The following is a 13,203-nucleotide window of genomic DNA, read 5'->3' as shown; positions in this document are numbered from 1 at the left end:
TAATTATCGCCTGGCCCACAAAGGTCAGCTGGGGGTCACCGCCCGCAAAATGCCGGTTATTGTTGAAGACTAAAAAAGCCCCGTCTGCTAGCAAACGGGGCAAAGCGATAGGCTGGTCTGCTGAACAGAACGGCTGGCCTTAGAAGCTCAGCTGGGCCAACATATTGAAGATGAAGATGTCGGGGTTACTGCTGAAGTTGTTAGCTTGTTGGATCCAGTAGACCGAGGGCATGACAGCAATGTTTCGGCTAAGTGGATAGCGGTAGGACAGCTCTATCTCCTGCTGTCGACCACCATCGCCATACCCTGAGGCCAAAAACTGCTCTCCGTTGAGAACGCTAAAGGGAACTAGGTAGGAGACTGTCGCCAGTGCTCCTTCCTTAAACAAGTTGGGAAAGGCCAGCCCAACCTGGAAAGACTGGGAATCGACACTGCCTATACCAGCCCGGCTAATGGCAGAGGTTAGATCGACACTCCCGTAGCTATAGCGGCCAAAGAGACCGAGCCAGCTCACCGGCGTCCAGTCGAAGTTAACTAGAAAAGTGTCAGCCGGAGCATTGGTCAACGGGCCGCCAGCCCCATCGTCGGCAAAGCCGTAGATCGGTTCGCCAAAGGTACCGCCGATCAGCCCAAAACCGTTGGGCATTAGGTTGGAGCGGGTGTACAAAAACCGCAGGTTTAAGTTATCAAAGGGCCTGATGCCAATCTGACCCGTGAGGGTGCTGGTGCCGCCAAACAAGCCGATACTGGGGTCGCTTGGGGCCTTGTTGCCGCCGACAAATTCGGTGTTTTCGGCCAGATAGCCAACTCGCACATCGAGCCAGTCGGCTACGTTCCAAACCGCGATCGCGCCCGTACCCCGGTCAACTGTGTTGACCTGAGTGCCACCGCTGGAGTTAAAGCTGTTAGCCCCAGTCAAAAAGAAGGTGTAGCGGTTGTTGTCGAAGTAGGCGTACCAGTTAATTCGGGGGCCAATGTCAATGGTCAAGCTGTCTCCCACCGGGAAGGCATAGCTCAGCTCTCGGATAAAGACGCTAAAGTCTCGCCCGGCAGGTACGCCACCCTGATTGACAAAGGTTGTCCCAAAGGTATTAAACAGACCCGCCGAGCCATAGAGGTTGGCAGGGCCACTACCAGCACCGGTCAACAGCTGTAGCTTGAGGCGATCGGCCCCGCTGAAGGAGGTATCTAGGTTGAGCCAGAGCAGATTGGTGGTGCTGATCGCCGGGTTGCCGGTGACCGTACGCACAATACCACGGGGATTTTGATCGAATATACTGCGCCCCTCAGCTAAGATATCTCCGTTCGTGAAACCGCCGCCCAGGCTGGAAAAAACCTGGCCCCGCAGTTTGGTAACCGTGGAGAACTGCTGCGCCTGCAACTGAGCGGTTTCGGCCTCTAGCTGGTCGACTCGACCGCCCAGAGACGCTATCTCGGCTGCAAACTCCTCTTGAAGGCGACGAATGGTAGCCAGATCTTCTTCTGAAACGTCGGTGCCTAGGGTACTAACAATCACATCTAGACAGGCGTTGAGGCCAGCGGCAAACTCAAAGCGGGTGAGAGAGCGCTGCCCCCGAAAGGTGCTGTCGGGGTAGCCCTGAATGCAGCCATAGCTTTCGACCAGGTTGCTCAGCGCCTGAAAGGCCCAATCGGAGGGCGATACATCGGAAAAATCAGTAACACGAGTGACCTGAGCCAGGTCATCGGTGAGGACTGGCTGTACCGTGGCCTCGTCATTTAAGCTGGCTTCCAGGTCGTCAACCCGAAATATGCCGGTAGCGTCTGGCTCGGTCGTTTCTAGCGGCTCAGCAGCGATCAAATTATCGGTTGGTGCTGCCAGTGCAGCGGTTTGAGCCGTTGGCACCACGGCTAGCGCTACGGGTGCTTCATTTGGGGGTAGCGCTACATTTTCGACCGTAGCGGCCGCGATCGCAGCCCCACCGCCCCGATCTACGCCTTCAGCATCGGGCGCACTCGCTACTGCCGCCGTCGCCGATAGCAGCAGCACCGCTGTCGCTACCAGGCTGCGCTCGCAGCCGCCCAAACATAAGCGGGCCATAGCCTGCCAAGACAAAACATTCACCATCGATTTTCCTCACACCAAAACACATCCTCACATCCGTCGATCTCTGGGAACTCAATGAGCGAAAGCTAGTCGATAACTTTAGACTCATCACTCCCAAGGGGTTAAGAAACCAGGTCAAGACCGTATCTCCGACAGAGCCACTCAGTAGTCTTTTCCCTGGCCGATCGCACTCAACCCAATGCAATGGCCCCAGTACTTCGGGGCTGACCTGACAGACCACCAACGAGAGCTTGTTCCACCTCATCGGCGTTTACTTCAAATCTGCTGCGGTCGTAGCTACGGGCATTGGCTACGACTACAACCAGGCTGAGGCATTAGCTAAAACCAGCCAATGATCATGCCCCCCCCCTGAAACACTCAACGTTCTCCCCAGATGACTCGCTAGAGATTTCCTAGGCTTCTGACAACCCAGGACTGGCTTCAACCCTGGCCTTGGGACGACCGGGCAGAACAATATTCAAAAGAATGGCCGTTAGACCGCCAGTAGAAATACCAGATGAAAAAATGTTCTTAATCAGCGCAGGCTTATCAGCAAAGATATCGGGAGAGTAAACCACCCCTAAACCCAAGGCTAGAGAAACCGCAACGATAACGGCAGTGCGGCGATCGAGCCCGGTAGACGCCACAATGTTCAAGCCTGCCACCGCGATTGAACCAAACATAACCAGGGTAGCCCCGCCTAAAACCGGCTGAGGAATGACCTGAAAGATACCGCCAACAATGGGGATTAGACCGAGAATCGCGAAGATACCGGCTACGTAGAAACCCACATAACGGCTGCCTACACCGGTCATTTGAATTACGCCGTTGTTTTGGCTAAAGGTTGTATTGGGAAAGGTGTTTAGAACGGCCGCAATCGCTGAGTTAACCCCATCGCCTAGTACACCGCCCTTAATCCGACGAAAGTAGATAGGCCCCGAAACCGGCTCACCCGAAACCGCAGAGGTTGCGGTCAGATCACCGATAGTTTCAATGGCGGTAATCACGTAGAGAATTGCAAAGGGAGCAAAGGCCGCAAAGTTGAAGTCTAGGCCGTAGCGCAGGGGAAGAGGCAGGCGAATCAGCGGCAGCGTGCTGAGAGAACTGAAGTCTACTAGGCCTAAAACGATCGCAATAATATAGCCGATTACTAACCCAATCGCGATCGCCCCCATTCTCAAAAATCGATTTTGCGAGAGGGTAAGAAAGACCACGATCGCCAAGACGAACCCACCCAAAGTCAGATTCTGAGTACTGCCAAAGGTTTCGCTTGCCAGAGCCGGTGCGCCGCCAGCCAAGCTAAAAAACCCGGTTTTGATCAAGCTCAAACCAATGATCATTACTACGGTGCCCGTCACCACTGGAGTAATAATCTGCTGGAGCAGGTGCAGAAATCGGCTCAAGATAATCTCGATCGCAGAGCCAAAAAAGCAGACGCCAAAAATCAGCGCCAGCGCCTGCTCAGGCGTACTTCCGGTAGCGATCGCTGCTGAGCCCACCCCAATCACCGGCCCTAAAAAAGCAAAACTAGTGCCTTGTAAACTCAGTAGACCAGACCCAATCGGCCCAAACTTTCGACACTGAATAAACGTGCAAAGTCCGCTAGAAAACAAGGACATGCTGACGATAATACCCGTATCTGCGGGACTGACCCCCAGCGCACCACAGATGATTAAACCTGGGGTGATAATACCGACAAACGACGCTAGAACGTGCTGAATAGCGACAAATATTGACTCCCCAACCGGCGGTTTATCGTTTAAGCCGTAGAGCAATTCAGACTGAAAACTAATTCTGTCGCCGCCCATCTCTTGTTCAATGGCGCTTTCACGGTCTGCCTGTGTCATATACCCTCCCAAAAATGTTTCTTAAAATGCCTGGGCTTTGCGACCTAACAAAGGATTACAACCAAGAACAAGTTTTTTTGTTCACTGAGATACAAACAAAAAGCTTTGAGAGATTCATGTGGTAAAACTTCAGCCAATTTGACCGTCCAATCCTCTGGTAAACCCCCTACAGCACCCGGCACTTTCTCTAAACCGACAAAAGCAAGTTGAATACGGTGTACTGTATACACATGCTCAAGGAAGTTATAAGAGAAAGGCTCAGGCCGTTCTGTAGTGAAGAGCACAGGACACCATGCTCCTGTTGGACGCGGGGTTAAATTTATCGAAAATCACTGAAAAATCTCTCCTAGGAGAGGTGTGCTTTACGTTATGCCCCTAAAGGATGCTGAGAAACGGTATTGAAACTAACAAAATGCCCATGTCCCTGCCGCTAGGATGGGGCGTTGAGTCGGTCGTCAGGATCCTAAATCTGCCCCCGATCACCCCTAATGAGGTGTTAGAAGAGTCATGACGAAGGGTTTGGGAAAATTTTTGGGTGTGTGCCTACTGGGTCTGTTGCTGCTGCTGCCCAGCAACCCTGCCTTAGCGGACAAGACTGTTGAACCCATGGTGTTTAAGGCGGGCGACGATGCGATCGCGGTAATTTCCCTCTACGAAACCAACCCTGCCACCCAAGCCGATGCCGTTAAATCCTTTTACAAGACCACTAAATCCTTTTACAAAACCATTCCTGGCTTTTATGGGCTAGCACTTTTCTCTAGTACCGATGGACTCAGGGCTGTAGAGCTGAGCCAGTGGGCCGACCAGGCTAGCTACAACGCCTTTCAAAGCTCGCTGACCAGCGACGGCAAAGATTACGAAACGTACTATGCGCAATACAGTAAGGGCGGCAAGGGCAAGGGTAAAGACAAAGAAAGTACTGACCTGGGCGACCCCCTGTTGACAACTTCGTTTGCCATCGACCAGGTAGTAGCGCCGCCCGGTATGGTAGCGAGTATCCCTGGCAGCACGGCCCTGGTGCAAATTAGCGATATGACCACCGACACCGCTGAGCATCAGGCCAAACTCCTGGTGTTTGCCCGAGCAGCCCTTGAGACTATTCCCCAGCTCTATCCTGCCCCCCGCACCGCCGTACTGCTCAAGGGTATTGATACGCCTCATATTGCCCTGCTGACTTACTGGGGCAGCGCCGCTGAGTTTAGCGACCCCAGCCAGGTGCCCCAGATCGCGCTAGCTACTGCCCAATCTGAAGATGATTTTGAAGAGGACGAGGCCGCCGAAACGGTAGCGTTTACAACCGATAGCCACCTGTACCAGGCGATTAAAATCATTGCCCCCAAAGCCGAAACCGATGGCAAGGGGTAATACCGTTATGTCTGCTACCGACGACGAGCGGACAACCGCCCATGATAGCCCCAAGTAGTTCTAATGCTCCAAGTAGTTTTAAGGTCGGTCATCTTTTGGTTTACCGCTGCACAGTTTAGATAGTTACCATGGTTGCGAGTTCTCCGACTAAATCTGAGTTTAGCCTGGGCAGCTACCTACTTAGCGATGGCCCAGCCGGGTTTATGCTGAGCTGGGTGGCGGGGTTTGTCGATACCTCTGCCTTTATTATTTTGTTTGGCATTTTCACGGCCCACGTTACCGGCAATATTGCCCTGGCCGGGTACGAGTTTGTGATGGCCGACGAAGAGTCTGTCATTACCCACCTGCTGATGATTCCAGCCTTCATGGTGTCGGTGGCGGGCACGTCGCTGCTGGCCCGCTATGCTCGCAAGAAAAAGTGGCCTGTTTTTGCGATCTTACTGGCCGCTGAGGCCGTGGCCTTAACGACTTTTTTGATTGTTGGCGTCAACTTATCCCCGGCGCTTATCTTTAGCATTCAAGAAGAGTACATTCTGCCTATTGGCATTACTGGAGTAGTGGCTATGGGAATTCAAAATGCCCTAATGAAGGAGGCCAAAGGGGTGTTTAAAAGCTACATACCCACCACTGTCATGACCGGCAATACGACCCAGCTCACAATCGATTTGGTGCAGGTGGCTGTATCAAAACTTGCCCCGTCAGGCGACGAAAAGGCCTCCCTCGCCGCTGCCGAATCTATAGAACGGATGGGACGAATTTTACCCATTATGGCTGGTTTCGCGCTGGGAGGCTTGGGGGCTACTTACTTTGTGCTAATTTCTGAAACCTGGTGGAGCCTGGTGATACCGGTCATTGTAATATCGTTCATGGCAGTTGTAGCCTTCTCTGAACATTTTAAGACGGTGAGCGACGAGAGCTAGGTCACTCCTTTAAAGGGCGGCTACAGTTGGTTTACGTTAGCGTTGTGTTAGTTAACTAGTACGGAGAATTAGTATGTTGAGAAAGCTTCTCGCCGTTGTGTTTTGCACTTTGGTTTCACTAACCCTGGCCGTCAGCCCAGCCAGTGCCAAGCCGTTTCCCTTTTCGCTGCCGTTCTTTAATGACGTTGATCTTACCTCTGAGCAGGCAACTCTAATCGAGGATTTGCAGTCAAAATACGTGCCTGAAATTGAGAATATTCTCTTTCCTGAACAACGCGAAAAGTTTGAGCAGGCCATTCAGGAGGGCTATAGCCTGCGTAAAGCATTTAGACGCATGGCGCTAACTCTCGAACAAAAGGGTGAACTGGCCTCCATCATCAAGACTGTTCCCAAGGGCCAGCTGTTTGCGGCGCTAACTCCGGAGCAGAAAAAAGAGGTCTTTATGAACAAGAAGGAAATGTTCATGCCGACTCCGGATGAAATTGCTGAAAAAATCAAGCTGGGTATGGAAAGTAAAGCGTCGTTTGCCCCCGATGCCGTTGACGGTGAAATGGCTCCTACCCCCGAAGAAATTGCCGAAAAAATCAAGCTAGGCTTTGAGAAGAAGAAAGCATTTATGCCCAGCATTGAAGAAATCAAAGAAAAAATTTCCGCCAAAATGGAGGCTATGGCCGAGTAGGTTTGCTCTAGACGGCATCGGTTTCCGCCCTTTTTTCCGCCGCAGAGGCCGCTTAGGCCTCTGTTTTTTTGTCGTCTGTTTTTTGGCCGATGGTTGTGCCGATCGCGGGCGCAGACTGGCGCGGCCGAGAAATTCCTCGGCTTAGCAAGAGCCCCTCGATCTGGCGCAGCAGGTCGAAATCGGCCTGGGGCAAGCTCTGTGGGGCCGCTGAGGTTTGCTCGGTATACAAAAACTCGAATGCCGCCAAAAACTGCTTTGGCGTAGCGGTAATGGGCGCGGCCAGATGGGCCGGAATGATACGCTCAAACTGCCAGCTAGCCACGTTTTTGGCCCAGTCTAAAACCTCCTGAGGGCCACGGTTAAAGATTAGCGTTTGCAGAATGGGGGCCACCTGGAGCTGACCGTGGTTGTGCAGAGCCTGAAACGACTGGGGCCAGTCGGGCCGCCAGCGAAAGGGGTAGAAGCCAAAGTAGTGGCGGCGCGATCGCACTGGAGCCTGCTTCGCCTCTTTGAACATTTCCCCGGTGGTGGCTACCTCCAGGGTGCTGGGGCAAAAATAAAAGGCAAACAGGGCAATGCGCTGCCACCCTTTGCGCCGATTAGCGGGCGTATCAACTATCGCCTCGGTGGCGCTGTCGCGGGCGTGGAACAGCAGCGGGAAGGGGTCGATCTGCACGATCGCGGGAGGTTCCTCTGGCACCGCCACGATCGCATCGGTTAGCAGCAGGGTGCGGCTGGCCCGGTGGAAGCAGGCGGTTTCGCCAAATGGCCCCAGGCCCAGGTCAATCGGGGGCAGCAGGGCGTAGTCAACCTGGTCGGCAAAGGGGGCCTGGGAGCTATCGGCGGGCAGCATGTGAGTGCGATCGCGCGGCAGCCCCAGCCAGGGCAGCGGCAAGTTGAACGGAAAGCTCCACTGGTTGGGGGTGACGTAGACCTGGGCCTGGGCAAAGCGGCGGGCAAAGGGGCCGACAAACACCTTGTGCTCAATGCCCGTCACCGTAGACATAATGATGTACTTGACCGGGCCGTAGCGCTCCTCTAGCTCGCGCACCAGGGCGATGCATTCTGGCGTGGGGGCAACGGGCGAATACACCAGCAGCCCCGTCGGCTCTAGCCGCACCACCGTCATGCGAATGGGCACCACCACGTAGAAAATGCCCTGAAACTGCTCAAAGGTCCAGACCTGGTCTTTGACCACCTCGACTCGCAGGGTTGGCCGCTGGCCGTAGGGGTAGAGGGGCACTACAGGCCAAAAGGGCCAGGCGTGGTCGCGACGTTTAGACGGGGCAGAAGCGATAGCTGACATAGGGGCGGAGCGGCAATCCCTGGAGGGTGATCAGACGGTATCAATAGTAGTCATAGCCTACTAAAGAACCGGGGGTTCAGGGGAGCTGGGGCAAATTCTCACCGGGCTATCAGCGGTGAGCTGGGCAGATACGTTAAGTTAAATAAAACGAGCCGCAGGGCGATCGCCCGCCTCCATTCACCTACCCACCGATGGTTTGACCTCGCCATGAAGCGACGTAAGCTCCTAGAAGCCGGTACCGCCGTGGTTGGCGGCACCTGGCTGTTGAACAATTTCACCGCTGAACTTCTTTCCAAACAAGTCGATTCCAAATTAGTAGAGACTATGGCAACCTCCAACGAGCAATTTACCGTCAACAAGACCGAAGAGCAGTGGCGCGAGCAGCTGACCCCCGAGCAGTTTCGAGTGCTGCGTAAGCACGGCACAGAGCGGGCTGGCTCTAGCCCCCTCGACAAGGTGTATGAACCCGGCGTATTTAAGTGCTCAGCCTGCGGCACGCCGCTGTTTACCTCCGACACCAAGTTCAACAGCGGCACCGGTTGGCCCAGCTTTTACAAGCCGATTGAGGGCGCGATCGCAACCACTACCGATCGCTCCTTCTTTATGACCCGCGTTGAAGTGCACTGTGCCACCTGCGGTGGTCACCTGGGCCACGTATTCCCTGATGGGCCTGAACCCACCGGCCAGCGCTACTGCATGAATGGCGTCTCGCTAGAGTTTGTGCCCGAGGAGGCCTAATTCTAGGTAGATGAAGCAATCCCCCCTGTCCACGCCATCCGCGGACAGGGGGGATTGCTCTGTAATTGCCTACATCAAGGGCCTACATTGCTGGCTCGACGGCGACAGCTTTTTTGCGGGGCTGGCGATCGAAGCGCTGGCCCAGTTCTTCGACCAGGGTGTCGAGGCCGCTGCCGTCGCCGTGGGCTTTGGCGTGGCGGTAAACCTGAAGGGCGGCGGTAAAGGCGTCGCTGCCAACGGCGGCGAGGGTGTCGTCGAGGTCGGCCTGGAGCTGGGTGAGGGCCATGGCTAGGGGATAGATCTTCTCGAACAGCTCTACATCGCGCTGGAGTTCGGCGATATCAAAGGAGCGGGGCAAAAAGTCGGGGTTTTGGATGGCGACGTCGAGGGCTTTTTGCACAAAGGCGCGGCTCTTGTCGCCCATTTTGGGCATGGAGCGTTTGACTTTGGGTGCTACGTCGATGACGAAGGGGAGTCGGTCGCGAATGGTGGCAATGGCCGCCATGATCTCGTCGCGGTCTTGCAGGGAGAGGGTGGCGCTAATGTAGTTGCTGGTCATGGTCAGATGCCTCCTAGAGGGTTTCTAGAAGGATTCCCAACCGCGAATATAAAATCTTTACAAAGATCGCATTTTTTTTATTTATGCACCTGATCCTACGGCTGACCCACGGCATTTAAGAACTGAGTCGGGGAGACAGACTTCACGTTTCTAAATAATCGCAGCATCAACAGATATTGACCTTATAAGTCTTGATGTGAGAGAAGATGGACAATCCTCCTAAGGTTTTCCTTCATTTTCATTTGTTCTCTTTCGACTGTCCATCCCATTGATCCCCTTGATTTATTCCTTCTGCGCTCGATCTCTTCCTCCAAGCTCCATCCACTTTCCTTTTCTTTCCTGCTCGCTCCACCACCTTCACCAAAGGAAAATTGTCCCCACCCCCAAAAGATTCTCGCAATCGGAAATTCTCCGGTGGGAGATATAGATGGGTCTGCTTTCAGGTCGTTGTAGCCCAGATACTTGCCTGCTTTGAGCCAGCCTAGGCGATCGCAAAAATTTTCCCAAATCGTATCACCTGGGTATTTGCTGTCCAGCTTAGCACCACACTTTACATAGATTTGCTTTTGTACGCTAAAGCCAAATTTGCCATCGCTACAGGTCACCCATAGCTCATCAATAGTCTTTAAATCGTCACAGGGAAAACTGAGCAGGTCCTCTGGGTCAAACTCCTGACCTTCTTCTTTGCCTACGGTGGTAATCATCAGCCTATAGGTTTCTTCATCCGCTTTACACCACTGCTGGGTTTTTAGCAGTTCTTCTAGCTTCGCATAGCGAGAGGTTTGCAATGTAAGTTTAAGCGCTTCTAGCTCGGCGGCAATATTAGCATCTAGGGTGCGCTGGCTTTCTTGCCAACAGGCGTAGGCTAGATCGTGGGCACCCTGGCGCAGGACTTCTTTGATCAGACCAGTGGGATTGGTTTGGGCAGCGTAAAGCAAAATGGTCTGTCGCCACCAAGCAAGGTCGTCGCCTTGTGTGTTGGCATTGGCCAGGTGGGGATAAAGCAGCGCCTCTTGGTTGAGGGCACTAATTTGGGCGGCAGCCAAAAATTCTTGGAAGCTAAGGTGTGCAAACTCACAGCCCTCTAACCCTTGGCGCACAACGAGTTCGCTGACATCGATAATTTGCCTCAGGAAGACTTTTGGGTCAACGGTATGGCCTTGAGCCTGAAAGATCAAGGCAATTTGCTGCACTAGCTCGTGCTCTGGAATGAGCCTAAGGTTGCGCTGCATCATTGTCAGAGCCACAGCCTGAAGTACACTTTGGCGTTGACTGGGCGATAGGGGCAACTCGATACTGCGGGCATCCGGGCGTTTGCGCAGTTGCAGGGTGCAAATATCTTGGTAAAGCTCAGCCCGCTGGCGGGGTAGCTCTACGCCGGGGTTGCTGCGGTGGTAGGTGGCGAGCAGGTTGAGCAACAGTGGATTTTTGGCTAAATCAGCGAGTTCTGGGCGATTAGTGTCGTTGAGTTGTCTTAGCAGGTTGTTTGCGTTGCGCTTGGCTTCGCGCTGCACCTCAGGGGTGTCGCGCCCACCCCGGTCAAGCCGCTCTTGGCACAGATACCACTGCTGCACAAAGTCATGCTGCTGCTTAGGTTTAAAGGGGCGCACCCACAGTTTGGTACGTAGGGGTTCAGCAAAATTGTCTCTGTAGGCAGTGGGGCGCGAAGTGAGGATGAACACTGAACGGTCGAAGCGGCGCATCTGATCGCTGATCCATCGGCTAAGGGCAGGGCGATCGGCTTCTGGAATTTCGTCAAACCCGTCCATCATCGTCAGGGCTTTGCCACTGAGCAATAGTGTTGCAGCCCAGTTATTTGGTAGACGTTGAATGTGTGGGTCAAGCTCTGCCAGGTGCTTGAGGTGGTGCTTCATGACCAGTTCAGGCAGGGTGGGTGGTTGTGCGCTGGTGAGCTGGGTGCGGTATTTACGTAAGGGAAGCAGTATGGGCACCAACGGTGGTACGCCATACTGCTCATGCTGCCGCATACTGTAGATATAAGCCAGATGTTTAAGCAGAGTTGTTTTGCCAAATCCACCCCAAGCCACAACGGCCAGTTGTCGATAGGCAGGTTCTTGTTGGGCCTGAGCTAAAAATGTCCAAATCCGCAGTTCTTGCCAGTCTTCTGGCGATTGCCCGTGGCGGTTTAGTCCTGGAGCAATGGAGCTACTGTCTAGCTCTAGGGGCACAAAGACTTCTTGTAGCATAGGAATAAAGATACGATCCCGTGCGCCCATGCCCTCCGGTTTGTAGTCGCGGCAGTCAAGGGCTTGGCACAGCAGATAGATATCTTCGGCTCCAGTAGCTTTGGCAAAGAGTTGCTCAATAGTTTCGTTAATGGCGATGTTGATAGTCTCACCCGTGTTTTTTGCCCTAGTTTGGTTGCCCTGGTGGATGGGTTCCCACAGCTTGCTAACGTAAGAGAGGCAAAAACCGATTAGGGTAGCGGCGATCGCCTCCGCCACTTTGCTTTCTATCACTAAGTACCACAGCCCCAAAAGGCTTCCAACCCCCACCCCTCCAGGTTTAAGGACTTTGATGGCTGCACTAGCTAGTTGATTGACCAGGGCAGGTTGGTTTCCGGGTTCATCAACCATAGATAAAATGTAGAATCACATTACCTCATAGTATTCGCAACGCTAATTTTGGCCGTAACTGGCAGAAGATAGCCCAGCCCATACTTTGCAAAGTAAGCAAACTCTTTCCATTAAGCGGCACGATAAAGTCTAAGGCGATCGCAGTCTTGCTCAGTACGTCGATCTGCACCATCGTTTAGATGTGTCTAGTTGCAGGCGGGTGCTGCTCACCACCCGAAAGCGTTTTTTGAGTGTGGCAGGTAGGGCTTGATAGCAGCATAGACTGCGTTGTCGCCGGGGCCGCTTACGTCGTCTATGACCATAGGTAGACAAGGGTAAAGTTAACGATCTCGATGCCGATAGCTAGCTCTTTAGCTTGCAGCCAGTAGATACCGCCGGGATAGGTGCCCTGGGCGCGGTCGTGCAAGGCATATTTCAGGGCCAGCTCGGTCTTACCAATGCCCCATGCCGCCCAGGGCAGTAATGGCAACGCAATCCGATTGATGAAGTTGGGTATGAAGGTTGTTGAGGTCGGTTTCGCGGCCCACAAACTCCACCGCACCGCTGCGAGGCAGGTTGTTAGGGGTAGAGGCCGTGGACGAAGGCTCAGCCAGCACCGCCTCTAGACTCTTAATCAGTCGCGCCATATCGGGGTCGAAATCAGGGTCGGCCCTGGCGGTGGTACTGTTGCGGTAGGCCAGTGCCTGCAAGCTTTCGGGCAGTTCTTCGGCCTTGGGTAGACGGGCGTTGCCCAGCAGCACAGGAATAACCGGAATCCCACGGTTGAGGGCAGTCTCAATTTCTCGCCGCACCCAGTCATCGGGGTGCTCAAGACGGCGATCGCCATCAGTATCTTCAACGCTGAGCCACGTGGGGCCAATTACCACCACCATTACCTGGCAATTGTCTAGCTCGGTGTTGATGTTGTCTCGAAAGTCGATACCTAGAGGGATAGACTGCACATCGCGAAAAATTTGCTCAGCCCCAAAGTAATCCACCAGCCGTTCGCGGATGCGCCCGGTGATATCGGCGCTGTCGCTGATGCGGTAGGAGATAGAAATACTGGGCATCGGTGGCGGGGCTGGCGACAGTGGCGGTGAAGGGGCGGTTTGGTCAATCTTAACCTCAGTCTTCAGCCCCAAAGGGCG

General features: G+C 53.9%; 12 protein-coding genes. 4 read left to right on the top strand and 8 right to left on the bottom strand.

The window, feature by feature from the left end:
* Window positions 1-139: 139 nt before the first annotated feature.
* The 3 genes from IQ273_RS01070 to IQ273_RS01060 all read right to left on the bottom strand — a co-directional run bounded on the left by IQ273_RS01070 (window position 140) and on the right by IQ273_RS01060 (window position 4,196).
* Window positions 140-2,086 carry an iron uptake porin gene (locus tag IQ273_RS01070; protein ID WP_194021232.1) on the bottom strand — a complete coding sequence of 649 codons (1,947 nt, stop codon included), beginning with the start codon at window positions 2,084-2,086 and terminating at the stop codon, window positions 140-142.
* 392 nt (window positions 2,087-2,478) lie between these two features.
* On the bottom strand, window positions 2,479-3,912 hold the full coding sequence (locus IQ273_RS01065; RefSeq protein WP_228052201.1) for a uracil-xanthine permease family protein: 1,434 nt from the start codon (window positions 3,910-3,912) through the stop codon (window positions 2,479-2,481).
* A 44-nt stretch (window positions 3,913-3,956) separates the two neighbouring features.
* A complete protein-coding gene (locus IQ273_RS01060) occupies window positions 3,957-4,196 on the bottom strand; it encodes a hypothetical protein (protein WP_194021230.1) in 240 nt (79 codons plus the stop codon).
* 223 nt (window positions 4,197-4,419) lie between these two features.
* Between IQ273_RS01060 and IQ273_RS01055 the strand changes: the two genes are divergently transcribed.
* The 3 genes from IQ273_RS01055 to IQ273_RS01045 all read left to right on the top strand — a co-directional run bounded on the left by IQ273_RS01055 (window position 4,420) and on the right by IQ273_RS01045 (window position 6,876).
* Window positions 4,420-5,277, top strand: a complete 858-nt coding sequence (locus IQ273_RS01055; protein WP_194021228.1) for a hypothetical protein — start codon at window positions 4,420-4,422, stop codon at window positions 5,275-5,277.
* A gap of 128 nt (window positions 5,278-5,405) precedes the next feature.
* Entirely contained in the window at window positions 5,406-6,197 is a 792-nt protein-coding gene (locus IQ273_RS01050) for a YoaK family protein (RefSeq protein WP_194021226.1), read from the top strand.
* A 109-nt stretch (window positions 6,198-6,306) separates the two neighbouring features.
* The gene (locus IQ273_RS01045; RefSeq protein ID WP_194021224.1) at window positions 6,307-6,876 is read left to right on the top strand and encodes a hypothetical protein; all 570 of its coding nucleotides are present in this window, start codon (window positions 6,307-6,309) and stop codon (window positions 6,874-6,876) included.
* A gap of 52 nt (window positions 6,877-6,928) precedes the next feature.
* Here IQ273_RS01045 and IQ273_RS01040 read toward each other — a convergent pair whose 3' ends face one another.
* Complete coding sequence (locus IQ273_RS01040; protein ID WP_194021222.1) at window positions 6,929-8,182, bottom strand: DUF4336 domain-containing protein; 1,254 nt, start codon at window positions 8,180-8,182, stop codon at window positions 6,929-6,931.
* A 207-nt stretch (window positions 8,183-8,389) separates the two neighbouring features.
* On the opposite strand from IQ273_RS01040, the gene msrB reads away from it, so the two are divergent.
* Window positions 8,390-8,920: a peptide-methionine (R)-S-oxide reductase MsrB gene (gene msrB, locus IQ273_RS01035; protein WP_194021220.1), complete on the top strand. Its 531-nt coding sequence runs from the start codon at window positions 8,390-8,392 to the stop codon at window positions 8,918-8,920.
* Window positions 8,921-9,002: 82 nt separating this feature from the next.
* Here the strand turns inward: msrB and IQ273_RS01030 are convergent, their stop codons facing one another.
* The 4 genes from IQ273_RS01030 to IQ273_RS01015 all read right to left on the bottom strand — a co-directional run bounded on the left by IQ273_RS01030 (window position 9,003) and on the right by IQ273_RS01015 (window position 13,197).
* On the bottom strand, window positions 9,003-9,479 hold the full coding sequence (locus tag IQ273_RS01030) for a hypothetical protein (RefSeq protein WP_194021218.1): 477 nt from the start codon (window positions 9,477-9,479) through the stop codon (window positions 9,003-9,005).
* A gap of 182 nt (window positions 9,480-9,661) precedes the next feature.
* Window positions 9,662-12,076, bottom strand: coding sequence for a GUN4 domain-containing protein (locus tag IQ273_RS01025; protein ID WP_194021215.1), 2,415 nt, complete (start codon window positions 12,074-12,076; stop codon window positions 9,662-9,664).
* A gap of 292 nt (window positions 12,077-12,368) precedes the next feature.
* The gene (locus tag IQ273_RS01020; RefSeq protein WP_194021213.1) at window positions 12,369-12,545 is read right to left on the bottom strand and encodes a hypothetical protein; all 177 of its coding nucleotides are present in this window, start codon (window positions 12,543-12,545) and stop codon (window positions 12,369-12,371) included.
* Window positions 12,508-13,197: a toll/interleukin-1 receptor domain-containing protein gene (locus IQ273_RS01015; protein WP_228052200.1), complete on the bottom strand. Its 690-nt coding sequence runs from the start codon at window positions 13,195-13,197 to the stop codon at window positions 12,508-12,510. The genes IQ273_RS01020 and IQ273_RS01015 overlap by 38 nt, the downstream gene beginning before the upstream one ends.
* Between the last annotated feature and the right edge of the window lie 6 nt (window positions 13,198-13,203).

The sequence above is a fragment of the Nodosilinea sp. LEGE 07298 genome (genome assembly GCF_015207265.1).
GTDB lineage: Bacteria > Cyanobacteriota > Cyanobacteriia > Phormidesmidales > Phormidesmidaceae > Nodosilinea.
This window is presented reverse-complemented; position numbering and strand designations above follow the sequence as displayed.

What these genes read in the sequence shown, in the direction of transcription:
- IQ273_RS01030 (WP_194021218.1), bottom strand. Translation starts at nt 9,479, where the DNA reads ATGACCAGCAACTACATTAGCGCCACCCTCTCCCTGCAAGACCGCGAC.
- IQ273_RS01055 (WP_194021228.1), top strand. Translation starts at nt 4,420, where the DNA reads ATGACGAAGGGTTTGGGAAAATTTTTGGGTGTGTGCCTACTGGGTCTG.
- IQ273_RS01050 (WP_194021226.1), top strand. Translation starts at nt 5,406, where the DNA reads ATGGTTGCGAGTTCTCCGACTAAATCTGAGTTTAGCCTGGGCAGCTAC.
- msrB (WP_194021220.1), top strand. Translation starts at nt 8,390, where the DNA reads ATGAAGCGACGTAAGCTCCTAGAAGCCGGTACCGCCGTGGTTGGCGGC.
- IQ273_RS01065 (WP_228052201.1), bottom strand. Translation starts at nt 3,912, where the DNA reads ATGACACAGGCAGACCGTGAAAGCGCCATTGAACAAGAGATGGGCGGC.
- IQ273_RS01070 (WP_194021232.1), bottom strand. Translation starts at nt 2,086, where the DNA reads ATGGTGAATGTTTTGTCTTGGCAGGCTATGGCCCGCTTATGTTTGGGC.
- IQ273_RS01040 (WP_194021222.1), bottom strand. Translation starts at nt 8,182, where the DNA reads ATGTCAGCTATCGCTTCTGCCCCGTCTAAACGTCGCGACCACGCCTGG.
- IQ273_RS01025 (WP_194021215.1), bottom strand. Translation starts at nt 12,076, where the DNA reads ATGGTTGATGAACCCGGAAACCAACCTGCCCTGGTCAATCAACTAGCT.